Annotated in this window: 15 protein-coding genes; 11 read left to right on the top strand and 4 right to left on the bottom strand. The window is 35.5% G+C overall.

Annotated elements, in window-relative coordinates; all coding sequences use genetic code 11:
- Nucleotides 1-4 precede the first annotated feature (4 nt).
- The 7 genes from NLG42_RS09105 (at nt 5) to NLG42_RS09075 (ending at nt 13,795) form a co-directional block, all read left to right on the top strand.
- Entirely contained in the window at nt 5-1,015 is a 1,011-nt protein-coding gene (locus tag NLG42_RS09105) for a 4-hydroxyproline epimerase (RefSeq protein WP_257683539.1), read from the top strand.
- 273 nt (nt 1,016-1,288) lie between these two features.
- A complete protein-coding gene (locus NLG42_RS09100; RefSeq protein WP_089058302.1) occupies nt 1,289-2,524 on the top strand; it encodes an NAD(P)/FAD-dependent oxidoreductase in 1,236 nt (411 codons plus the stop codon).
- A 4-nt stretch (nt 2,525-2,528) separates the two neighbouring features.
- Nucleotides 2,529-3,824, top strand: coding sequence for an aminopeptidase P family protein (locus NLG42_RS09095; RefSeq protein ID WP_257683538.1), 1,296 nt, complete (start codon nt 2,529-2,531; stop codon nt 3,822-3,824).
- 480 nt (nt 3,825-4,304) lie between these two features.
- Nucleotides 4,305-7,499, top strand: coding sequence for a SusC/RagA family TonB-linked outer membrane protein (locus NLG42_RS09090; RefSeq protein ID WP_257683537.1), 3,195 nt, complete (start codon nt 4,305-4,307; stop codon nt 7,497-7,499).
- A gap of 11 nt (nt 7,500-7,510) precedes the next feature.
- Complete coding sequence (locus tag NLG42_RS09085) at nt 7,511-8,968, top strand: SusD/RagB family nutrient-binding outer membrane lipoprotein (RefSeq protein WP_257683536.1); 1,458 nt, start codon at nt 7,511-7,513, stop codon at nt 8,966-8,968.
- Between the two features lie 280 nt (nt 8,969-9,248).
- Nucleotides 9,249-13,097, top strand: coding sequence for a M43 family zinc metalloprotease (locus tag NLG42_RS09080; protein ID WP_257683535.1), 3,849 nt, complete (start codon nt 9,249-9,251; stop codon nt 13,095-13,097).
- Nucleotides 13,098-13,417: 320 nt separating this feature from the next.
- Nucleotides 13,418-13,795, top strand: coding sequence for a hypothetical protein (locus NLG42_RS09075; RefSeq protein WP_257683534.1), 378 nt, complete (start codon nt 13,418-13,420; stop codon nt 13,793-13,795).
- Between the two features lie 91 nt (nt 13,796-13,886).
- Here the strand turns inward: NLG42_RS09075 and NLG42_RS09070 are convergent, their stop codons facing one another.
- The 3 genes from NLG42_RS09070 to lhpI all read right to left on the bottom strand — a co-directional run bounded on the left by NLG42_RS09070 (nt 13,887) and on the right by lhpI (nt 17,378).
- Nucleotides 13,887-15,098 (bottom strand): M24 family metallopeptidase, encoded by a 1,212-nt coding sequence (locus tag NLG42_RS09070; protein WP_257683533.1) that lies wholly within the window; start codon nt 15,096-15,098, stop codon nt 13,887-13,889.
- Nucleotides 15,099-15,343: 245 nt separating this feature from the next.
- Entirely contained in the window at nt 15,344-16,411 is a 1,068-nt protein-coding gene (locus NLG42_RS09065; protein WP_257683532.1) for a proline racemase family protein, read from the bottom strand.
- Nucleotides 16,404-17,378 carry a bifunctional Delta(1)-pyrroline-2-carboxylate/Delta(1)-piperideine-2-carboxylate reductase gene (gene lhpI, locus NLG42_RS09060; RefSeq protein ID WP_257683531.1) on the bottom strand — a complete coding sequence of 325 codons (975 nt, stop codon included), beginning with the start codon at nt 17,376-17,378 and terminating at the stop codon, nt 16,404-16,406. The genes NLG42_RS09065 and lhpI overlap by 8 nt, the downstream gene beginning before the upstream one ends.
- Nucleotides 17,379-17,729: 351 nt before the next feature.
- Between lhpI and NLG42_RS09055 the strand changes: the two genes are divergently transcribed.
- Nucleotides 17,730-19,037, top strand: coding sequence for a S28 family serine protease (locus tag NLG42_RS09055; protein ID WP_257683530.1), 1,308 nt, complete (start codon nt 17,730-17,732; stop codon nt 19,035-19,037).
- 210 nt (nt 19,038-19,247) lie between these two features.
- Here NLG42_RS09055 and NLG42_RS09050 read toward each other — a convergent pair whose 3' ends face one another.
- Nucleotides 19,248-19,718, bottom strand: coding sequence for an Lrp/AsnC family transcriptional regulator (locus NLG42_RS09050; RefSeq protein ID WP_089058292.1), 471 nt, complete (start codon nt 19,716-19,718; stop codon nt 19,248-19,250).
- A 188-nt stretch (nt 19,719-19,906) separates the two neighbouring features.
- On the opposite strand from NLG42_RS09050, the gene NLG42_RS09045 reads away from it, so the two are divergent.
- The 3 genes from NLG42_RS09045 to NLG42_RS09035 all read left to right on the top strand — a co-directional run bounded on the left by NLG42_RS09045 (nt 19,907) and on the right by NLG42_RS09035 (nt 25,845).
- On the top strand, nt 19,907-20,719 hold the full coding sequence (locus NLG42_RS09045; RefSeq protein WP_089058291.1) for a DUF1338 domain-containing protein: 813 nt from the start codon (nt 19,907-19,909) through the stop codon (nt 20,717-20,719).
- Between the two features lie 287 nt (nt 20,720-21,006).
- Complete coding sequence (gene amaB / locus NLG42_RS09040) at nt 21,007-22,560, top strand: L-piperidine-6-carboxylate dehydrogenase (RefSeq protein ID WP_257683529.1); 1,554 nt, start codon at nt 21,007-21,009, stop codon at nt 22,558-22,560.
- Between the two features lie 162 nt (nt 22,561-22,722).
- Entirely contained in the window at nt 22,723-25,845 is a 3,123-nt protein-coding gene (locus tag NLG42_RS09035) for a SusC/RagA family TonB-linked outer membrane protein (RefSeq protein ID WP_257683528.1), read from the top strand.
- The last annotated feature ends 22 nt before the right edge of the window (nt 25,846-25,867 follow it).

Raw genomic sequence — 25,867 nt, 5'->3', positions numbered from 1 at the left:
TTTTATGCCAAGAAAAACTTTTTTTTGTGTCGATGCACACACCTGCGGTAATCCAGTGAGAGTGGTTGCCGGCGGCGGTCCAAATTTAATTGGTGACAATATGAGCGAAAAACGCCAGCACTTTTTAAAAGAGTATGACTGGATTCGCAAAGGACTGATGTTTGAACCCCGAGGTCATGATATGATGAGCGGCAGTATACTTTATCCGCCAAGTAATCCTGAGAACGATTTTGGTATTTTATTTATCGAAACTTCCGGTTGCTTACCAATGTGCGGTCACGGAACTATTGGCACAATAACTATTGCTGTTGAAGAAGGATTGGTTACTCCAAAAATCCCCGGTAAAATAAAAATGGAAGCACCTGCCGGTTTGGTTCAAATTGAATATCAGCAAACAGGAAAAAAAGTAGATTGGGTACGTTTAACCAATGTAAAATCATATCTCGCTGCCGAAGGACTTACTATTGATTGTCCTGAACTTGGCGAAATAACGTTTGATGTTGCTTACGGCGGAAATTATTATGCTATTGTAGATCCGCAGACTAATTTTTCGGGAATACAAGATTTTACGGCAGGAAAAATTGTACAGTACAGTCAGGAAGTTCGTAAACGCATCAATGCCAAATATCCTGATAAGTTCATTCACCCTGAAAACAGCACTATTAGAGATGTCAGCCATATGCTTTGGACGGGAGATCCATTAGACTCATCATCGTCTGGACGAAATGCGGTTTTTTATGGCGACAAAGCAATTGATCGTTCGCCTTGCGGAACAGGAACTTCAGCTAGACTGGCACAACTTCACGCAAAAGGGAAACTAAAAAAAGGCGAAGATTTTATTCACGAAAGTTTTATTGGCAGCAAATTTATAGGAAGAGTTGAAGAAGAAACTTCTATTGGAGATATTAAAGCCATTGTACCAAGCATTCAAGGATGGGCAAAAGTATATGGTTACAACAATATAATTATTGATGAAGACGATGATCCTTACGCATTTGGATTTCAAGTAATCTAATTTTTTCTGCCTATTAATGCAATTATTTAACACATAGAAACATAGATGCTTAATCCCGAAAAAAAAGGCGTTTCAATTATTTTAAATACACAAAGCAGGCTTTGTGAGAGAAATGCATTTTTCTTTTATATTCTTGTATTATACAAAAAGCCTATGTTCCTATATGTTGAAGAAAATTGCAGTCAGCAGATCAATTTAATTTAATATCAAGACAAATCATTGGTTTCAGCGAGAAAACACGCTTACCAATGCTTTTTTAAATTCATAGTTTTAATGAAAAAAGTAAGTATTATTGGCGGAGGAATAATAGGACTATGTTCTGCATACTATCTCGCTAAAGAAGGTTATGAAGTAGTTGTTTTTGACAAATCAGACATGACCGACGGCTGTTCTTATGGCAATGCGGGAATGATTGTTCCTTCTCACATTATTCCTTTGGCTCAGCCTGGAATGATAGCACAGGGAATAAAATGGATGTTTGACAGCCAAAGTCCGTTTTATGTAAAACCAAGATTGAGCAGTGATTTAGCAAAATGGGGACTTCAATTTTACAAACATGCCAATAAACAGCATGTCGAAAAAGCGATGCCTGCACTTTGCAATTTATCATTGTTCAGTAAAGAATTATATGAGGATTTTATTAAAGAAAACAATTCCTTTTTTTACGAGAAAAAAGGTCTTTTGATGCTTTATAAAACTGAAAAAACAGCCGAAGAAATAATCCACGAAGGAGAACTAGCCGCTTCTTATGGATTAGAAGTCGATTTTTTGTCTAAAAACGAAGTTACAAAACTTGAAACAGGAACCCGTACAGATGTAATTGGCGGAGTGCATTATAAAAGTGATGCGCATCTTTATCCTCAAAAATTCATGCAGTTTTTAAAAGGTGAATTAGACAAATTAAATGTAAAAATTCACAATAGAACTTTAGTCGAAGATTTCATTATAAAAAACAATTCGGTTACAGAAATAATCACTGATATCGGACCTTTTAAAACAGATGAGGTTGTTTTGGCAACAGGATCATGGAGTCCCGGAATTGCAAAAAAACTGCATCGTTCTATTTCAATTTTACCCGGAAAAGGATATAGTTTTACTTTACACGATACCAAACAGAAACCATCAATTCCTGCCATTTTATGCGAAGGAAAAGTCGCTGTTACGCCTATGAATAATGTTATTCGTTTTGGCGGAACTATGGAAATAACCCACACAAATGATACTCAAATAAATAAAAACCGAGTGCAGGGAATTGTAAACAGCATTAATGACTTTTATCCTGATTTAAAAGTCGAAATGCCAAAAGAAAAAGAAACATGGTTTGGTTTTAGGCCTTGTACGCCGTCTGGAATGCCAATAATTACGCGAGACAAAAAAATAAAAAACTTAACTTTGGCAACAGGACACGCGATGATGGGATTAAGTTTAGCACCAGCAACAGGAAAGCTAGTTTCTGAGATTATTTCGGAGAAAACCACATCTGTCAATACAGAAATGTTTCAACTATAAATTTATGAGATACGAATCGATATCAGCTTCTTTATTCATCGAAAACAGAAAACGTTTTTCGGAAAAAATGAATCCAAACAGCATTGCAGTTTTAGTTTCTAATGATGCAATGCCAAATAATGCAGATGACCTAATGGGATTTGCTCAAAACAATGATTTATTTTATCTGTCGGGAATTGATCAGGACGAAACTATTTTGGTTCTTTCTCCAGATGCATACAAAGAAGAAAATCGAACTATATTATTTATAAAAGAAGTAAACGAGCACACCAAACTTTGGGATGGTGATTTTTTGACCAAAGAAGAAGCCTCAGCAATTTCGGGTATAAAAAACGTAAAATGGATTCATGAATTTGAAAAAACTTTACAGCTTTTTGCTTTTGAAGCCGATGCTTTTTATTTAGGGCATAATGAACACATCAAAAGAGTAACTGCCGAAATGACGACTCGTCAAGATCGAATGATTCAATGGTGCAAAGAAAAATATCCATTACATCAATACGACAGAGCAGCAAAAATTACACGTGAATTACGCCCAATAAAATCTACGGAAGAAGTTGCTCTTATAGAAAAAGCTTCAGCCATCAGCGTGAAAGGTTTTGAACGTCTTTTAAAAGCCGTTAAACCAAACATTAAAGAGTTTGAACTAGAAGCTGAACTAATTTATGAAGTGATTAAAAATGGCGCTTCTCGTCATGCTTTCCGACCTATTATCGCTTCTGGAAAAAATGCCTGCGCTCTGCATTACAATACTAATGATGCCGTTTGCAAAGAAAATGATATGATCTTAGTCGATTTTGGTGTTTGTTACGCCAACTACAATTCAGATACAACAAGATGTGTTCCGGTAAATGGTGTTTTTTCACCGCGTCAGCGAGAAGTATATTCATCTGTTCTGCATTGTTTAAAAGAAGGTTCAAAACTGCTAAAACCAGGCATTCGTCACAGCGATTACGAAAAACAAATGGCAGCTTTAATAGAACAGGAATTAATTAAATTAAAGCTAATTACTCCTGAAGATATTGCCAATCAAAATCCTGATTATCCAGCTTACAAAAAATACTTCATGCACGGAACAGCTCATCATTTAGGTCTTGATGTTCATGATGTTGGATTATATTCGCGCACTTTAGAAAAAGGAATGGTGTTTACTTGCGAACCCGGAATTTATATTAGAGAAGAAGGAATTGGCTGCCGATTAGAAAATGATTACCTGCTTACGGAAGATGGAAATATAAACCTTTCTGAAGCGCTGCCAATCGAAATAGCCGATATCGAAAAATTGATGCAGCACAAATAGCTTCTTTTTAAGTCCCAGAGGACAATATCATTAAGTTAAGGAACAAAATCGCAAAGTTTTGTCATCACCGCGAGTAACTCCGCAACGAAAAGCCAATCTTTGTAGCGTTTCTTACGAAGATTTCTCCTTCGTCGAAATGACAATATTATGCTTAAAATTTAATCACATTGTCCCGTTGGGACTTTAAATTTATCATCATAAAAAAACAGTTACAAGAGCAATTTTGTAACTGTTTTTTTTTATTCTGAAAATGAAGTTTTTATACTTTTTTAATATCTAGATGATCTTAACCAAATGTCTTCAAGTTTTAAAACATTTAAAACAACAACATCTTTAAGCAAATAAATACCTACAACTGCAAAACAACAAAATAAACAATACGCAAAACACGATAATATAATCTGATTTTATGATAATATATTGGCATAAAAAAAACCATAAATGCAAAATATTTGCACCTACTAATCATAAAATCATAATATGAGAATTAACCTTTATTTTAGAAAGATTGCGATACTCTTTTTTGTATTTGCAACGCAGCTAATCTTTGCGCAGGAAAGAATAGTGACAGGAGTTGTTACCGATGATGCAGGACTGCCTTTACCAGGCGTAAGTGTATCTATCAAAGGAACCAAAACAGGAACACAAACAGACTTTGATGGCGCTTTTTCTATCAGCGCATCTCCAAACCAAGTTTTAACATTTAGCTATATAGGACTGAAATCTCAGGAAGTACCAGCATCTACAAATAAGATAAATCTTAAAATGTCTGGAGGCTCAACAGCACTTCAAGAAATTGTAGTAACCGCTTTAGGTGTTAAAAGAGAGAAAAAATCTCTTGGTTACGCTACACAAGAAGTCAAAGGAGAAGATTTGACAAGAGTTAACAGCGGAAACGTAGCCAACTCTATTTCTGGAAAAGTGGCTGGTGTTGACATTAGAAGAAACAACAACATTGGCGGATCAACAAATGTTATTATTCGCGGATCGTCTTCTCTTACTGGAAACAACCAAGCTTTATGGGTTGTAGACGGAATTCCTTTAAATAATGATAATACAAATACAATCGACCAACAAGGTGGTGGAAATACGGGTGGATACGATTATGGAAATGCGGCATCAGATATTAACCCTGATGATATCGAGTCTATGAACGTTTTAAAAGGTGCTGCAGCTTCTGCTTTGTACGGTTCTAGAGCTGCAAATGGTGTTATCCTTGTTACATTGAAAAAGGGAAGCAAATCTAAAGGCGGACTAGGAATTACTTTTACAAGTGGTGTAAATGTTGGATCTGTAGATAAAAAAACATTACCAGAATACCAAAATCAATACGGCAGCGGATATGGTGATTTTTATGGAACTGTAGATTTAGGAAGCGGTACACACCCTTATGCAGCAACTGATGATGCATCATGGGGACCAAAATACGATCCAAATTTATTAGTTTACAACTGGAACTCTTTTTACCCAGAATTGCCTACATACGGTATTGCAAAACCTTGGGCACCTGTAAAAAAGAATCCAAACAGCTTTTACCAAAAGAGTCTTACGTATACGAACAACATCGCTGTTTCGGCATCAAATGAAAATGGTGATTTTAGATTTGGATATACAAACTATAACCAAACTCAGGGAATTCTTCCAAACAGCAGCAACAAAAAAGACAATTTTAATTTTTCGTCGACTTACAAACTTAGTTCAAGAACAAAAATTTCTGCTTCCGCAAATTACTTAAAAGCATACGCAAAAGGAATGAACGAAACGGGTTACGGAGATGGTGGAAATAATTACTTGAGCAGTGTAAGACAATGGTACAACATGAGTGCTGATTTTCAGGATTTAGAAGATGCTTACAATTTAACCAAAAGAAACACAACTTGGAGTGTTGGCGGACCAACTGATTTAAGTGTTCAATTTCACGACAATCCATACTTTCAACGTTACAACAATTACAACTCTTTAAACAGAGATCGTTTCTTTGGTAACTTTGCTTTAAGCACAGATGTATCAAGCTGGTTAAACATTGTAGGAAAAGGATCTGTTGATTACTACTCTCAGTTACAAGAAGAACGTATTGCTGTTGGTTCTAAAAGAACATCCAACATGTTAGGACAATATTCTAGATACGACAAAACGTTCCGCGAAATCAATTTAGATTTAATCTTAAACTTTAAAACTGATATTACTGAAACAATTAAGTTTTATGGATTATTAGGAGGTAATACAAGACGCTCTGTTAACAATCATACTTATGCTAGAACTAATGGAGGTTTAGTTGTTCCTGGTAAATATATGTTAAGCAACACACTTTCTCCTATTAACTATCCTGACGAGTTTTACGAAACGATAGGTACAAATAGTGTTTATGCCAATGCAACATTCAACTTTAATGAAACTTATTTTGTTGAAGGTTCATACAGGGTAGACCAATCTTCTACACTTCCTAAGAAAAACAATACTTATACTTATCCATCTATTACTGGAACTTATATTTTCAGCAAACATCTTAATGCAGACTGGTTGTCTTTTGGAAAACTTCGTTTAAACTATGCAGAAACAGGTAATGACGCTGAGTTTGCTGTTATTCAATCAACATTTGCAAAAAACAGCAATTTTGGTCCTGACGGAATCCGTTTTTCAAATGAAAACAACAAAAGTAATTCGAACTTAAAAAGTGAACTTACAAAAGGTGTTGAGGCTGGTATTGAGCTTAAATTCTTAAAAAACAGAATTGGTTTAGATTTTTCATACTACAAAACCAATACTACAAACCAAATTTTATCTATCGAAGTTCCTGTACAAACGGGTTACAGCAGACAGTGGATTAATGGCGGAAATGTTGAGAACAAAGGTTATGAACTTTCGTTGAATGTTATTCCGTTTCAAACTAAAGACTTCTCATGGGAAGCTAGAATCAACTGGGCAACTAACAAAAACAAAGTTATTGATCTAAATGGCGCCGAGAGACTTTCGATAGGTTCATTTCAAGGTGTTGGATACATTGCTGAGGTTGGAAAACCAATTGGTCAATTTATTGGAAGAGGTTTTAAATATTTAGACGGAGGAAGAGTTGTAAAAGCAAACGGTCAATATGAAGTGGTCGCCGGAGCAACTATTGGTGATGTAAATCCTGACTGGACAGGCGGTATCAACAACGTTTTTCGTTACAAAGATTTTGCATTCAACTTTTTAATAGACATGAAACAAGGCGGAAATGTATGGTCTCTAGATCAACAATACGGCCACACTACAGGTATTTACCAAAGCACAGTTGGAAACAACCACTTAGGAAACCCTGTAAGAAATTCAATTGCTGACGGAGGTGGAATTATTCTACCTGGTGTAAAAGCAGATGGCACACCAAATACAACAGTTGTTCCTGCTGATTACAACACTTACAACGCTATGCCGCAGGAAGCTTATGTTTATGACGCTTCGTATGTAAAATTACGCGAAGTAGGTTTGAGTTATAAATTCCCTTCAAAATACCTGACACACACCTTTATCAACAGTTTGGTTTTTGCTGTAAACGGAAGTAATTTATGGATTATCAGTAAAAACCTTCCATATGCTGATCCAGAAGCTGGAACGTCATCTGGAAATATACAAGGTTTTCAAACTGGAGTGTTACCAACAACAAAAGAGTACAACTTTAACATCAAAGTTCAATTCTAAAAACAAACAAAATGAAAAAAATAACAACCATACTCCTTGCAGGAATATTGCTAAGTTCTGCTGTTTCTTGCGAAGACATCGACAGATTAAACGAGAACACAAAAGCTTATACCTCAGCCTTACCGGGAAGTTTAATGACAAGTTCTCAAGTAAATTATTCTTATTTCTTGACTAATGCTTCTGTGAATGATAATAATTTTAGAGCATATGCACAGCATTGGACTACATCGACTTATACAGACGAAGTAAATTACAATCAAGCCAAAAGAAACTTAGGAAACTCACATTCTGTAGTACTTTATAGAGATGTCTTGCAGGATTTAATAATTGCAAAAAAGAAAATAACAGATGAGCAGGCTTTAGGTCCTGTTGAAACCGCTGTCAAGAAAAATAGAATTGCCATTTTGGAAGTTCAAATTATAATGGCATACCAAACACTGGTTGATCTTTTTGGAAACATTGTATATTCTGAAGCTTTAGATATAGAAAAATATCCAAATCCAAAATACGACGATGCAAAAACAGTTTATTTAGATTTAGCAGTACGTTTAGATGCAGCAATTGCAGATCTAAACGGCAGTTATGACAGTTTTGGAACTGCTGACCTTATTTACAATGGAAAAGCAGCACAATGGAAAAAATTAGCGAATAGTGTTAAATTAAAATTAGGAATGCACTTAGCCGATGTTGATGCTGCCAAAGCTAAAGCAATGGTAGAATCTGCATACAGCTCAGGAGTAATTGCAAATAATGCTGAAAATGCTTTATTTCAATATTACAAAACCGTAATTGATCAGAATCCATTGTACAACAGCTTGGTAAACGAAAGCCAAATCATGCCGGCAGAATTTTTTGTAAATGAATTAAACGGAAAATCGGATCCAAGAAGAGATATCTTTTTTAATCCAGCTTCAAAAATTGCAGGAGCCTACAAAGGCGCACCTTACGCACAACAAGTAAGTTATAAAAACTACTCGAATGTAGGTGTAAGAATAAAAGAAAGAACAAATCCGGGAGTAATCTTTGACTATACTGAAACTTGTTTTTTACTTGCAGATGCAGCCAGCAGAGGTTTTAGTGTAGGCGCAACAGCTGCGGAATATTATGAGAAAGGAATTCGTTCCAGCATGAATTACTGGGGAGTTTCAACTGCAGATGCGGACACTTATCTAGCTAGACCTGATGTTGCTTACGCGACAGCTTTTGGAACTGATAAACAAAAAATCGCATATCAGCTTTGGATCGCATACTACAACCGCGGATTTGAAGCTTGGACAGAATACAGAAGATTAGACTTCCCTATTTTAGCTGCTCCAATAACAGCAGTTTCTGAAGCAGGAGGAAAAGTTCCAGTAAGAAACATTTATTCTTTATTTGACTCTACTTTAAATACAGCAAACTATAATACTGCCGCAACAGCAATTGGCGGAGATAAAATGACAACAAAATTATTTTGGGATAAATTTTAATTTGAATTAGTAAGCAATTTAACATCTCATTAAATAGAAGCAGGCGCCTTAAAAACGCCTGCTTTTTCTTTGGTTTAAACTCTGGAATTAAGCTTTCTGCACAAAATTCAAAACAAATCCACAATAAAACAATGACACACTTAATTAACTGAATAAAAACACATAACATAATTTTAAAGTTAATTTTAAGATAATTTCATATCATAACCGAATAAAATAGTACAAGTATGTCATTTCATATAAAAATATCTTTGGTTCAACTAAACAAATACCTACATTTATGAAAACAAAACTATTTTTATTCGCGTCATTACTTATAATGCTTAAAATGAGCGCTCAAGGTCTTCCCTGTCGGACGAGCGAAGAGAATGAAAAAATCTACAAATCAAATCCTCATGCATTAAAAGAAAAACAAGACTTTGATGCTTTTAGTAAAAACTTCAGTACCACAAGAAAATCAAAAACAGGTAAAATGGCCGAAACCTCTTATGTCATTCCTGTTGTATTTCACATTTACGGTGATGTTCAGAGCGGAAAAACAGTTACTTATCAAAAAATCGTAAATCATTTACAACATCTTAATGATGATTTTAACGGTCGTAATGCCGACTATCAAACGGTTGATCCTTTTTTTCAAGCCAGAAGAGGTACTTTAAAAATCGAATTTAAACTTGCCAAAATCGACCCAAACGGCGGCTGTACTTCGGGAGTTGTATTTCATCCTGCGAAAAATGGTTTTGGTAACGGCGGCGGTTACGACGATCAAATCGCAGCCGATGCTTGGGACAATACAAAATACATGAACGTTTACATTCAAAACGATTTATACGCAGATGGCGCTTTAAACAATTCGGGCGTTGCTTGGTATCCTGATTCTGGAATGACTGCGAGCAATACCGCAAGGGTTGTTTTTAACGGAGCTTATTTATATGACAACTCCTATAGCACAGAATTTTCGGCAACTCTTACTCATGAATTTGGACATTTTTTGAACCTGATTCACACTTTTGAAGGAGGCTGTACAGGTACTGATGAGGTAGACGATACACCTCTTGAAGATGGAAAACACACTTTGGCCTGTACTCAAGGGACAAACTGTAACGGAGACAGAGTAAATAATGAAAATTATATGGGGTACAATGGTGCTCAAGGCTGTTACAAAATGTACACTCAAGGACAAATCGACCGAATGGTTGCTGCCTTAGAACATCCCGCAAGAAAATCACTTTGGCAGGCAGACAACCTTATTGCTACTGGAGTAAACGCTACTGGAGGCTTATTAACCGTAAACACAAATTCGTTTAAAGAAGCTGTTTCTAATAATGGTGCTTTTGATACCGCATCAATCGTAACACTTTCCGGAAAAACATTTGCGCTTTCGTCAGGAACAATGACTTCTGGAACACATTTTTCTCATACTTTTCCAGCGGGAATTACACCTGTAATCACTGTTAATTCAAACTCACAATTAACGGTAACTTTAACTGGAAACGCTGCAAATCATCAAACAGCCAATAATACAAAAGGGGCGATTACATTTTTACCTGCCGCTTTCACAGGCGGAACTGCAGATCTAACATGTACAAGCTTAAACTACGACTTTAAGTTTGTAGACCCTTATGGAATTTACTTTGTCGACATGCCAGACGCGACCGCATCTGCTGCTCAAACTTGGAAAGCATTTAAAATAAACAAAGGCGATGATCCTGCTTTTGGTTCTTGGAGATATACCGCTAATGCTTTAAAAATTGAAACTTATGCAAAAAAATTAGTCTGCGAAGCTGGAACGAGAAACATTACACTGCTTCCTGCTAATTCTTCTGTAAGTGCTGTAAGTAATTTCACAGCTCCGGGAGCTTATCCAAATCAGTTAGATTTGCGCACCGCAACATATACTAATTGGGACGGAAAAACTGGATATGTTGGTTTCGACTATCTTATTGATGGTTTAACTTGTTATGGCTGGTTTAAAGTTACGGTTGACGCAAACGGAGACGGTTTCAGCATTACTGAATACGCTTACAATACACAACCAGGAGCCGCAATTTATACTGGAATGACTCCAAAAACTGCCGTAGTTCTTTCGACTGATACTTTATATGAAGCAGATGCTAATGATGGAGGTGTTACCACAAATGCTGTAATTTCATTGTCTACAAATAATGGAACTTTTACAAAAAGCTCTGGTACTTTTACTGCAAATACAGACTACACTATTACTGGCGTTCCAGCAGGTTTAACAGCAGTTTTAACCTTACAAAGCAACTCAAAAGCAGCCCTTACTTTTACAGGAAAAGCAAGTTCACATTTACCAGCCAATGATGCTGCAGTAATTGTAACGTTTAAAGATGCTGCAATTACTGGCGGAATAGCAACGCTTGACAATGCGGCAAAAACCATCAATCTAAAATTCGAATCTCCTTACGGAATCTATTATGTAAACAATCCCGATTACGTCGCTTCACCAGCATCGGTATGGCAATATTTTGATTTAGGAATTGGCGACAATACGGAGTATGGAGCGTGGCAATATGCCGCTAACGCTTTAAAAATTGAAACGTATGGTAAACGATTGGTAACCGAAACTGGAACACGAAACATTACTAAAATCGCTGCAGGAGCATCTATCGGTGCAACAAGCAACTTTACGGCTCCGGGAGCATATCCAAATCAATTAGATTTACGCACGACAACTTACACTGCTTGGGACAATCAAACGGCTTATGTAGGTTTTGAATACAGCAGAAGAGGCAGAACTTGCTACGGATGGTTTAAGGTAAAAGTAACCGCAAATGGAGACGGTTATACAATTTCAGAGTTTGCTTATAATACACAGCCAAATCAAGCCATTATTGCTGGAGCAACCGGCGGAATAACCGTTGCAGCTCCAACAAATTTAGTTGCAGCAGCAAATTCAACCAGTCTTCAAGCTGTTTTAACGTGGGCAGATAATGCCATTAACGAAACGGGATATACAGTAGAAAGAGCTTCTGCAGATGGTGTTTACAGCAGTATTGCAACTTTAGGCGCAAATGTGGTTACGTACACTAATACTGGATTAACTGCTGGAAATACTTATACTTACAGAGTTAAAGCCAGTGCAAATGCTGTTTCTTCAGATTATTCGAATGTGGCAACTGCTGTTATCGAAGCTGCATCTGCTTATTGTACGGCGCAAGGAAGCAATTCGTATGAATATATTAAAGATGTTACAATTGGAAGCTTTACAACCACATCTGGTGCAGACGCTTCAGGTTACGGAAATTATACTTCTAAAAACATAACATTAACGCCTAATACTAGCGCTGCAGTAAGCTTAACTCCAGGTTTTTCAGGTTCTAATTATTCAGAATCTTGGGGAATTTGGATCGATTACAACAAGAACAACACTTTTGAGCCTTCTGAAAAAGTAATCAACGGACTTTCGTCAACGGGCACTGTAACTGGCAATTTTACCGTTGCAGATGGAACTGGAACAACAAGAATGCGTATTGTAATGAAATACAACGGAAACCCAGCAACTGCCTGCGGGAATATTGGCGATGGTGAAGTTGAAGATTACACGGTAACTTTTGGAGCTTCAAATCCTAATCCAGTTACTTTAGACACTCCGACAAATATTGGAAATTCAGGCGTTTATTCATCAGGATTTTATGCTTCTTGGACTGAAGTTGCTAACGCTTCGAGCTATGAAGTGCAATTGTACAAAGCTGCAACAGGATGGACAACTACAGGAACATCAACTACATATTATTTATGGATTCCGAAACAAGGAACTGAAACAGCTTACAGATTTAGAGTAAGAGCAGCAAATGCATCTGGAACGAGTGCTTGGAGTAATTATCTTGACATCAATCTGCCGCTTTCTGGAGCTGAAGGAAATGACATTTTAACAGGTAAAAAATCATTCTCAATGTTTCCAAACCCAGCAACTGATGTTGTAAATTTCAATTTTGAAAATGTAAATATCGCAACTGCTGTAATTACGATTTACAATAATGTTGGTGCCGTAATTGATGCTGTTCGCAATACATCAAGCTATACCTTAAAGAATCTACCAACTGGTATTTATCATGTAGTACTTACTGATGGTAATTTCACTCAGAGAAAAAAACTAATCGTTAAGTAATTATAACCCATTGGGTGTAATTGCAAAAAAATAATCTAACACATAGAAACATAGATTTGATACATAAAAAAAGGAGATGAAAAAGAAACACATTTCTTTCACATAGCTAGTCCCGATCCCGAAACTTCGGAACGGGATGTATTTAAAAAAAGTGAAACGCCTTTTCACACTACAAAAGCTATGTTTCTATGTATTGAAAGTAATTACACACAGCGGGTTAACCAAAATTAAAATACAATTCTAAAAAACAAAACCGCTGAGAGAATTCTTTCAGCGGTTTTTCATTTTGCATAACTTTGTATTTCTAACAAACGAGAACTATGAGAAAGCAATATAATCTGCGTCCAAGCCAAGATGGTCTAAAAGCCTGGGATGTGCATCGATTGGTAGAATTATCAAAAAACTTTCCAATAAAGAATATTTTACTCAGCGAAATAAAAGAGGTTAACGAACCTTATTGGTTTCAAGATTCAGATCAACAGCCAACTTGTGCGGCGATTCTAGAACACATTAAACTTATAGACGCTGTAGATTTGCAATATCCCATTATTTTATGTGCCGACGGACGTTTAATGGATGGCATGCATCGTGTAATGAAAGCTTTACAGCAAAATCAAACTCATATTAAAGCAGTACAATTTGAAATCACACCTGATCCTGATTTCATAGGAATTCCAGCCGATAAACTGCCTTATTAAATTTTATATCGAGACATATAAATAAAAATCCCGCCTATTTATGCAAGTTGATTTACATTAATAAACGGGATTTCTGTTTCTTGTTTAGTAATTAATACCCAAATGGATTTTCAACACTTTCCATTGGCGTTGTAAACCATTTTGGTCCGTTTTCTGTCATATAAAAATGATCTTCATGACGAATACCAAATTTTCCAGGAATACAAATCATAGGTTCGTTACTAACCACCATTCCTTCAAGAAGTTCGATTTTACTGCCTCTTACTAAATATGGATATTCATGAATATCTAAACCAGTTCCGTGCCCTACTCTATGTGGTAATCCCGGCAAATTGTAATCTGGACTTAAGCCTGCTTCTGCCAATGTTTTTCTGGCTGCATCATCAACAGATCCGCAAGAAGCTCCTATTTGAGCAGCTTCAAAAGCGGCATGCTGCGTTGCTTTTTCTAGATTCCAAATTGTTTTATATTCTTCAGATGGAGTTCCGTATGAATATGATCTTGTAATATCCGAAAGATATCCTTCGAGTTTACAACCCGTATCAATAATAACTGCTTCGTTTTCTTTTAAATCCTGAGGTACAGAAACACCGTGTGGATATTGCGTATCATCAGCAAATAAAACAATGCAAAAATACGAACCAGAAACAGCACCTGCTTTTATATGGGCATCATTTATAAATTTAGTAACCTCAGCAACCGTAATTCCAGGTCGTAATATTTTTGCCGCCGCACGCTGTACAACCATTGTAATATCTTTTGCTCTTTGAATAATTGCAATTTCATTAGCCGATTTTTGCATACGACAAGCTGATGTTATTGCAAGTGCATTGATAATGCTATACGACTGATTTGCTTTTACAACACCATCAACCAAAAAATAAGGAGCTGATTCGTCTATTGCAACATCTCCGTTTACAATGTTTTTACCTTTCAATAATTCTCCCATCAAAGCATAAGGAGATTCGTGCTCTTCCCAACATTTAATTTTTCCGTTTAATTGCATGTATTTTTTAAATGTACCTTCTTCAAATTTTGGAACAATATAATCCAGCGTTCCATCATCATATAACAAAGCGCCCACCATCCTTTCTGATGGATTCCATTTCGTTCCTGTAAAATAATAAAGGTTTGTTCCTGCATTAACGTACAGCACTTTTACGTTGCTGTCTTTCATAATCGCAACTGCTTTTTTTAAACGCGCCAAATATTCTTCTGGCTGAATTGGCTTTACATCCAATGTCATATTTTCGATTTTCTCTAACTCAGCAGCAGCAGTTGAGCCTCCTATACCAATTGTCATTTTATATATTTTTTAAAAATTGATTAATTATCTAAACTTGTTCACGTGTAATTATTTTCAACACATAGAAGCATAGCTTTTTGTTGCGTGAAAAGGCATTTCACTTTGCATGAATGCACATAGAGGTTCTATGTGTAAATGATGTGTCATTTATTTTAATCTTTTATCCAATAAAACAAACCTATCTCGATAGCTATCGGGACTATGTGTTAAATAATTTTCAGCAATTACACTAACCTTTATAATTATCTAAGTATAAAGCCATTTTTCATAGGATCTTTTGGATCTATTAAAAACGTGTTTACTCCAGTTACAAAAGCAGTTCCTTCTACTTGCGGAATTACAGCTTTAAAAGGACCAAATTTTTCTTCTCTAACAAGAGATCCTGTAAAAGTACTTCCTGTTATGCTTTCTATTGTAATAAATTCATTCAAATTTATGGCATTTCTAGCTTTTTCAATCGCAATTCTTCCAGAAACACCGGAACCAGTTGGAGAGCGATCGACTTCTCCATCAGCAAAAACACAAACGTTTCGGCTGTGATTAGCAATATCAAGCGGTTCATCAATAAAAATGGTGCCGTATAAAAAACTCAAATCCTCCTCAAACGGATGCTGAATTTCTTTATCCTGATCCATCACAGCATGTTTTATATCAACGCCGCTCTGAATAATGGCACGGTAATTTTCTTCGGTTAAACCAAAATTCAAATGTGTATTTTTTCTCAAATCAACGTAAGCATAAAAAGCACCGCCATAAGCCAAATCATAAACAACATCGCTCACGCCTTGAACATTTGCAACACGATCTAAACCTACAACAAAACTAGGCACACAATGAAATCTTACTCCTGTTACTTCGCCGTTTAAAATGGTTACAAACGAAAAGATTCTACCGCATGGAGCATCAATTTTCAATTCATTCTCACCTTCTTTTATTGCAATCCAATTCATTTTTGCTGCCAAAGTGCTTATCGCAATAACCGCATGACCGCACATACTGCTGTAACCTTCATTATGCATAAAAAGAATACCAAAATCGGCATCATCATCATTTGGCGGAAGCAAAATACAACCGTACATATCAGCATGACCGCGAGGCTCAAACATCAATGCCGTTCTTAAATAATCGTAATTTTCTTTTATATCTCTTCGGTATTCTAAAACCGTATTTCCTTTCAGTTTTGGAAAACCAGAAACAATTACGCGCAAAGGTTCACCACCTGTATGCATATCAATTGTTTTTATCTGCAGTACATCTGCCTCAGCTTTATAATCAATATTATTACAAATATTATGGTAGGTTTTAGACATTTTGTTGTGTTTTTAAATTATACTCTTCATAAAAATATCCAGCCGCAACAAGATCTTCTAAAGCGTGTCCAACGGATTTAAAATAGGTGATTTCAGTCTCAGATGTTCTGCCTGTTTTGGTATTACTGCACAGTTCAAACAAATCTGCTTTGATCGTTTCTTTTGTGATAATTCCACTTGTCAGCGGAATCAAAATATCACCGCTTTCCTTAAGTCCGCCTTGATAAGTGTCCAGAAATAAACTTGATTTTAAAACAGCTTCATCATCTGCCTCACGCATGTCTTTTTTATATGCACCAACAAGATCTAAATGCTGTCCTGCTTTCAGCCATTTTCCAAAAACAAGCGGAACAGGTGATAACGTTGCTGCCGAAATAATATCAACTTGAGAAATAACTTCTTCTACAGTTGAAACCGGCTTGCAGCTGAACGAAGAATTTTTAAGTGCATCGCAGACCAATTGCGCTTTTTCTATGGTTCTTCCCCAAACAAAAACCTTTTTTATTGGTCTTACACTCGCATGAGCTTGAATTAAATTTATAGCTAAAGCTCCCGTTCCAATCATCAGCATAGACGAAGACTCTTTTCGAGAAAGATAACTGCTTGCCAGTGCAGATGTTGCTGCAGTTCGTTTTCCTGTTAATGACTTCGCATCAAGAATTGCTTTTATATTTCCTTTATGTCCATCGAGATAAATATAAGTTCCTTGTATTGAAGGCAAATCATATTTACCATTATTAGGACTTACGGTAACTATTTTTACTCCTAAATCTTTACCCGCTTGAAACGCCGGCATTAGCAGTAATGTCGAATCTTTCTCTTCTGCAGGATTAGGATAATCATGATGATGACGCATAGGAACTTGGATCGCCGAAGTCGAAAATCCAGCACGAAGTCTTTCTATAAGCTCTTTAAAATTACATTTTTCTTCAATGAAATGATCTGAAATAAGTTGTATAGGTTCCATATATTTTGTTGAAATTTTATTAAAACAATCCGTTGAGTGAAATTAATATTAACACATAGAAACGTAGATTTTGTATTCTCAAAAAGGCGTTTCACTTATTTTAAGTACACAGAGTTAAAACTATGTTCAAGAAATATATTTCTCTTTTACATTCTTTATTGCGCCAAAAAACTATGTTTCTATGTGTTGAATATTTTTTGAATTGCACCCAACAGGTTAAAAATAGAAGATTATTTTATGATAATACTATTTCACCCAAAATCAGATAACATACATCAACTTAAGGTTAATATAGTACAAATTGATTAGGCTTTATGATCCTATTTTTATAAAAAACAATTTTAAAAAATAATGAAAAAGTTAAAACACATTTTAGTAGTACTGTCTGTTTCCTTGACATTCTGTACTAGTTTTGCTCAAACTGAAACCACAGCTCAAACGAGCTTAGAAAGCAAATTGAAGGAATTATTTCCTGATGCTGCTATTACAAAAACTAAAGACCTTGATGGTTTTAGCGAGTCTTATCAATTAGTTCTTAACGAACCTTTAGACCACAATAATCCAAAAAAAGGAACTTTTAAGCATTATGTTTATTTATCGCATTTAGATTTTAAAAGTCCAATGGTGATTGAAACTGAAGGTTATGCGGCACGCTATAAAAAAACCGAATTAAGTTCTTTACTGCATACGAATCAGGTAATTGTTGAATATCGTTTTTATGGAAATTCGAGACCTAATCCAATTCAATGGGAATATTTAACTAATGATCAGGCGATTGCCGATTATCATTCGATTGTAACAAAATTGAAACAATTGTATACCGGAAAATGGATTTCGACTGGAATTAGTAAAGGCGGAGAAACAACTTTAATTTACAAATCGAAATATCCTAATGATATTGATGTTGCAGTTCCGTATGTAGCTCCTTTAATAAACACACAGGAAGATCCTAGAATCGAACAGCATCTGGCAACTGTAGGAACTGCCGAATGTCGTAAAAAAATAGTTGATTTTCAACGTACTTTACTTCAAAACAGAACAGCGCTTCTTAAAGAAATAAAAGCATATGCTGAACAAGAAAAAATGACTTTTACTGAGGTTTCTTTTGATGAAGCGTTAGAATATGGCGTTCTTGAATTTCCTTTTTCGTTCTGGCAGTGGGGAGGAAAATGCGAAGACATTCCAAACAGCACAGCATCATCAAAAACGCTGTTTGATTATATGAACAAAATTGTTGGAATTGGTTACTATAACGACAAAAATTATTATGATTTATTGCCATCGTATTATCAGCATATGAGCGAGCTAGGTTACTACGGATTTGATTTTACACCGGTTAAAGATTTATTGACAACTGTAAAAAGCACGTCGAACAATCGCTTTGCACCAAAAGATGTACGAATAACCTACAATCCAAAATACATTAAAAAAGTGAGGGATTATGTAGAAACTAAAGGTTCAAAAATACTATACATTTATGGCGGTTATGATACTTGGGAATCTTGTTCTCCCACTCCAAATTCAAATCTCGATGCTTTAAAAATGGTTTTAGCCGGCGGCAGTCATGCAACTAGAATAAAAAACTTTTCAGAGCAGGATCAAAATAAAATAATGAACACACTGACAAGATGGTTAACAGAACAACCAAACTTAAATTAAAAAAAGAGGCTGAAGAAACTTTTTTCTTCAGCCTTATTTGGTAGAAATAACTATTACAAATAAATTTTGAACACAATTTGCATCAATTTTAATAGGTTAATCTTGTTTGTGAAATTAATTTCACAAACAAATTAGTGACAATTAGTGTAATCCGTGTTGCTTTTTTACTTGTCTCTAAAAGGCAGCTCTAATGAGCGTTTTTTTAATTTATTATACAGGTACATTTTTTTCAAAAGCTGAACCAAATGAGAAGAAAGAATCTGTACTTCCTACACCTTCAATTTGATGAATTTGCTCGTATAAGATTTTACGAAGTTCTTCATTATTATAGGATACAATTTTAATAAATAAAGCATATTTTCCAGAAACCCAATGACATTCAATTACCTCAGGAATTTCCTTCAATTTTTCGGCAATTGAGTAAGAAAAACGCGCTTCTTTAGTAACAATCCCTGTATAGGTAACCGTTTCATAACCAAGTTCTTTGGCATTCAGTTTTACCGAAAATCCGGTAATAATTCCAGACTCTTGCAATTTCCTGACCCTTAAATGTACGAGCGAGTTTGATATGTTTAATTCTTTAGCTAAATCAGAAAATGGCACTCTTCCATTTTCACTAAGTTTTTTGATGATTTCTTTATCTAAATAGTCAGTATTTTCATTGTTTTTTGCACTTGCCATGGTTCGTTTTTTTGGATTGATTATACTATTTTGACAATTCTAAAGCTGATTCCAGCATTTAAAGTGTCAAAATTACAAAAAAACAATCACGAAATGTCTAATTATTAATAATCACGTACACACAATGTTACAATAACATCATTTTATATAGATTTGTGTCATAATCACACATTTTTAACAAAACCAAAATGAATAAAGATCAACTACTTACAAAACTATGGGAGCAATATGCAGCTATTACTCCATCAGCGAAAAAAATTCATGAATTATTAGAAGAAAAAGGTGAAGTAATAAAAAATGACCATATCGCAATTCGAACTTTTAATGATAAACGTATTAATATAGAGGTATTAGAAAAACCATTTTTAAATGTTGGTTACGAAGCAAAAGGTGAATACAATTTTGAGACTAAAAAATTATTTGCAAAGCATTACGAACACGCTACAGATAAAGATGCTCCAAGAATTTTTATTTCTGAATTGGAATTAGAAAAATGTTCTGATGAATTGCAGGAAACTGTAAAAGACATTTTGAACAGCTGTGATGATGATACATTCAAGAATCCTGAGTTAGTATTAAGCGGTTCTGTTTGGAAGGCAAATTCACAGAAAATCTATAAATCATTATTAAGTGAATCTGAATATGCTGCCTGGATGTATGTTTACGGTTTTAGAGCCAATCACTTTACTATAAATACTAATGCTTTAAAAGATTTTGAAACATTAGAGGAACTGAACACTTTCTTAGAAAACAACGGCTGGAAATTAAATGAATCTGGCGGAAAAATTAAAGGTACTCCAGAACAATTATTAGAGCAATCAAGTACATTGGCTGATTTGTATACAATTGATTTTGAAGAAGGAGCTCTGGAAATCCCATCTTGCTATTATGAATTTGCTCTTCGTTATCCAATGTCAAACGGAGAATTATATCAAGGATTTGTTGCTTCATCTGCCGATAAAATATTTGAAAGCACAGATGTTAAACTGCAAAAATCTTAATATTCAAAACATTGGGTATAATGCATAAAAAATTAAACACATAGAAACATAGATTTTATGTTTTTGAAAAAAGTAAATCAAAAAGGAACTCATTTCTCACACATATCTATGTGTATTAATGCAAGTGAAACGCCTTTTTTGAGAATGTAAATTCTATCCCGATAGCTATCGGGACTATGTGTTAAAAATAATTACAATTCAGATTGATTCACCGCAATCTCTCTTATCAAAAAATCAGCTTTTTTAATGTCCGATAAAAGTTGAATAACATATCAAAAAAGGTCAAAATGACAACAACAGAATTACAATTTGGAATAAAAGAAGCTTTAAACCAATTAGGCATAAAGGAAATTAACGAAGGAACGTCAACAGGATTAAATAACTTTTCGAACGGGGAAATACTGGAAAGTTTTTCTCCTGTTGACGGACAGTTAATTGCTAAAGTTAAAACTTCGACAGCAGCAGATTACGAAAAAGTAATGGAGGCAGCTACAACTGCTTTCAAAACATTTCGAGTAATGCCGGCACCTCAACGTGGTGAAATCGTACGTCAGTTTGGCGAAAAGCTGCGCAAAAATAAAGAAGCTTTAGGTAAACTGGTTTCATATGAAATGGGAAAATCATTGCAGGAAGGTTATGGCGAAGTACAGGAAATGATCGATATCTGCGATTTTGCAGTAGGACTTTCGCGTCAGCTTCATGGCTTGACTATGCATTCTGAGCGTCCTGGACATAGAATGTACGAGCAATACCATTCTTTGGGTGTCGTTGGAATTATTTCGGCATTTAATTTCCCAGTAGCCGTTTGGGCTTGGAATACAGCTTTGGCTTGGATTTGCGGTGATGTTTGTGTTTGGAAACCATCTGAAAAAACACCTCTTTGCGGAATTGCGTGTCAAAACATTATTGCTGAAGTTATCAAAGAAAACAATCTCCCTGAAGGGATTTCCTGTTTGATCAACGGCGATTATAAAATTGGTGAAATACTAACAAATGATAGCCGTATTCCGTTGATTTCTGCAACAGGTTCTACTCGCATGGGTAAAATTGTAGCGCAGACAGTTGCAGGACGTTTAGGAAAATCGTTGTTAGAATTGGGAGGAAATAATGCCATTATTGTAACTCCGGATGCTGATATAAAAATGACGGTTATTGGTGCTGTTTTTGGAGCTGTGGGAACTGCAGGTCAAAGATGTACATCTACACGTCGTTTAATTATTCATGAAAGCATTTATGACAAAGTAAAAGATGCAATCGTTTCGGCTTACAAACAATTACGTATTGGAAATCCTTTGGATGAAAAGAATCATGTTGGACCATTAATCGACAAACAAGCAGTCGAAATGTACAACTATGCTCTTGAAAAAGTAGTTGCCGAAGGAGGTAAAATTCTAGTAGATGGCGGCGTACTTTCTGGCGAAGGATACGAAAGCGGCTGTTATGTAAAACCTGCAATTGCTGAAGCAGATAATTCATTCGAAATCGTACAGCACGAAACTTTTGCTCCTGTATTGTATTTACTTAAATACTCAGGAACTATTGAGAATGCAATCGCTGTTCAAAATGGTGTTGCACAAGGATTATCATCGGCAATTATGACCAATAATTTAAGAGAAGCTGAACTGTTTTTATCCGTTACAGGTTCTGATTGTGGTATTGCAAATGTGAATATAGGAACTTCTGGTGCTGAAATTGGCGGCGCTTTTGGAGGAGAAAAAGAAACCGGAGGAGGAAGAGAATCTGGGTCTGACGCTTGGAAAGTATACATGCGAAGACAAACCAATACAATCAATTATACTACTAGTTTACCATTGGCGCAAGGAATAAAATTTGATCTGTAAGCAAAAACTAAAAAAAACTAAAAAAACAGATTAAAAATTCATCGCATTTTATACATCAGGTTTGAAACCGAAGCCAAAAAATAAACTGCTTTTATAACAATTTTAAAAAACTAAAAAAAAAGAAAAACTATCGGATTTTAATTAACCAAAAACTATCACCAAATGAAAAAACTATTAATTAGGAAGCTGAATTTTATTCCTTTACTATTATGTTTATGGCTGCCAACTCTCCATTATGGTCAAGCACAAAAAAGCATAACTGGAAAAGTAACTGATGATAAAAACAATACGTTACCAGGCGTAAGCATTTCTATAAAAGATTCAAACTACAATGCTTCAACAGATTTTGATGGTAATTATACCTTGTCATTCCCATCAAATTTGACAAATCCTACGATCATTTATTCGTTCTTGGGTTTTATTCAAAAAATAGAAACTGCAGACAACCGGACTACGATTAATGTAACAATGGCTGAAGAAACCAATAAGCTTAATGAGGTTATTGTAATTGGTTACGGCTCTCAGAAAAAAGGTAATGTTACCGGAGCCATTTCATCTGTTAAGAAAGAAAGCATTGAAGCAAGAGCTACGACAAATCCTGCCGAAGCGCTGCAAGGTTTAGTAGCGGGTGTAAATGTGCAAAAAAGTGGTGGTATTGCCGGTGCTGATGTAAGGGTAAAAATACGTGGAGTAAATACCTTTGGAGCAACTGAACCGCTTTATATTATTGACGGATTTCAAGGCGATATTAAAACCATAAACCCAACAAACATCGAATCGATGGAGGTTCTTAAAGATGGAGCTGCTGCTGCGATTTACGGATCTGTTGCGGCAAATGGGGTAATTATCGTTACCACTAAAAATGGTCAAAAAGAAGGTATAAAAGTAGATTTTAGTTCGTTTTTAAGTTTAACAAATGTTGCTAACACTTTAGACTTATTAGATGCTGATGGTTATCGTACAGTACATAAAAGAATGTATGATGAATATAACAAATATGCTACATCGCCAAAACCGCTTCCTGCTTATATTACTGCTCCATCTGATGTTAATACAGACTGGCAGGACGAAGTTTTCCGTTCAGGACTTACTCAAAATTATGGTTTAGGAGTTCAAGGAAGACAAGGCGATATTAAATTTGCTTTGTATGGTAACTACGTAAAACAAAAAGGAGTTGTAATTGATAATGATTTTGGTCAGCAAACTGCAAGTGCAAGAGTGAGTTTTAAGAAATCTATTTTTGATGTAGATGGAAAAATGGCTTATATAGCAACACAAAATGCACTGCCTAATTTTCAATTAAAAGAGGTATATACAATGGCTCCTTTAGTTCCTGTTTACGATTCAAATGAACAATATGGTTATGGATTAACGGGTAAAAATGGACTTCCGGCAGGAACAAATCCAGTGGCAGAAGAACATTTTAGAAAAAGCAAAGACAACGGACAGGATTTGACAGCAAATATTGCTATTACAGCAAACATTACTTCATGGCTGAAATATAAAATTGCCTATTCTTACCACATGAAAAACAATCAGCAAATGGCTCATTTTCCGCCATTTATTGCTAATCCAAAAGAAGTACATCTTTATCCAATGCAAACAGAGTTGAGAACTCATTGGGATGAACAGATATTAGATAATATCATCACTGTTGATAAAACTTTTGGAAAACATACTTTTGGTTTAATGCTTGGTAACACTATTAATGGTCAATCATCAAACTGGAATCAAGTAAGTGTTGAAGGAAAAACAACAGACTATTCTGTAGAAAACGGAGAATTAGTATCAATCGATCGTCCGTCTGGATTTTTAGATCCAAATTTTGAAACTATCGGTGCAGGTAAAGGAGGAACTTACTCTGCTGACGGTTCAAAATTTCAATACAACCGTGTATCCTTTTTCAGCCGTTTAAACTACTCTTTCAACGATCGTTACTTACTTCAAATGACAGTTAGAAAAGATGGTTCATCTAAATTTGGAGAAGACAGCCGTTGGGGAACTTTCCCATCGATTGCTTTAGGATGGAAAATAGATCAAGAAAACTTCTTCCCAAAAGATTTTTTCATCTCAAATTTAAAATTACGTGCAAGCTGGGGACAATTGGGTAACGAAGCTGCTTTAGGATATTACTCTGCCAATACTTTAATCAAAACTGGAAACACTTTAGGCAATGGTTATGTGCAAGGCGTTGGAAACAACCCTTGGCCTGGAAGTATTGCAACTGCATTAGAAAACAGAAACTTGCAATGGGAAACAACCGATTCTAAAAACGTTGGTATCGATTTTACGCTTAAAAATGGAAAAATCAGTGGTTCGATGAACTACTACCGCAATGTTACCGATAATTTATTGATTACAAAAAAATTAGCACCATCTGCTGGTATCGACGACCCGATCCTTAACGTTGGTAAAATCAGCAACAGCGGTTTTGAACTTGAGGTAAACTATCGTGATCAAGTTAATGAATTTAAATACAACGTAGGTTTCAACCTTACTACTCTTAAAAACAACGTAGAATCTCTTGCAAACGAAGGGCAAACTATTTATGGTGAAGGATTGAAATTTGGAGAAGAACATTTCCCAACACAAGCACGTGTAGGAAGCCCAATAAGTGGTTTTTACTTATACAAAACCGATGGTATTTTCCAAACTGTTGACGAAGTAAATGCACACAGCAAAAACGGTGTTTTATTACAACCAAATGCGCAGCCTGGAGATATTCGTTTTAAAGATTTAAATGGCGATGGTTCTATAGATGAAAATGACAAAGCTTACGCTGGAACAGGATTACCAAAATTAGAAGCAAATCTTAGTTTAGGAGCGAGTTACAAAGGTTTCGACTTCTCTGCATTAATAGGAAGCGGATGGGGTAATAAACTGTATAACGGAAACAGATATTTTTACGAATCTATGAGTGCTGGAACCAATATGCTGGCTACAACTCTAAATTCTTGGACACCAGAAAACCGCAGCAACATGCCACGCGCCGTATTGCAAGATCCTAACGGAAACAGCCGCGAATCTGATCGTTTTCTTGAAAGCGGAAACTTCGTGAGAATGCGTCAAATACAATTAGGATATACAATCCCAAGTAAAATGTTAGGTAAAGCTAAAATAGACAAACTTAGATTTTATGTAAGTGTTGAGAACCTATTTACAATCACTGATTACTCAGGTATTGATCCAGAATTTTCTCGTGCATCTGTTCTTAATACAGGTGTTGATCGTTTTGTTTATCCATTTACAAGATCATTTGTATCAGGTGTTCAATATATATTTTAATTCTATTTAAAAAAGACAAAAA

The sequence above is a fragment of the Flavobacterium plurextorum genome, from assembly GCF_024638035.1.
GTDB classification, from domain to species: Bacteria; Bacteroidota; Bacteroidia; order Flavobacteriales; family Flavobacteriaceae; genus Flavobacterium; species Flavobacterium plurextorum.
This window is presented reverse-complemented; position numbering and strand designations above follow the sequence as displayed.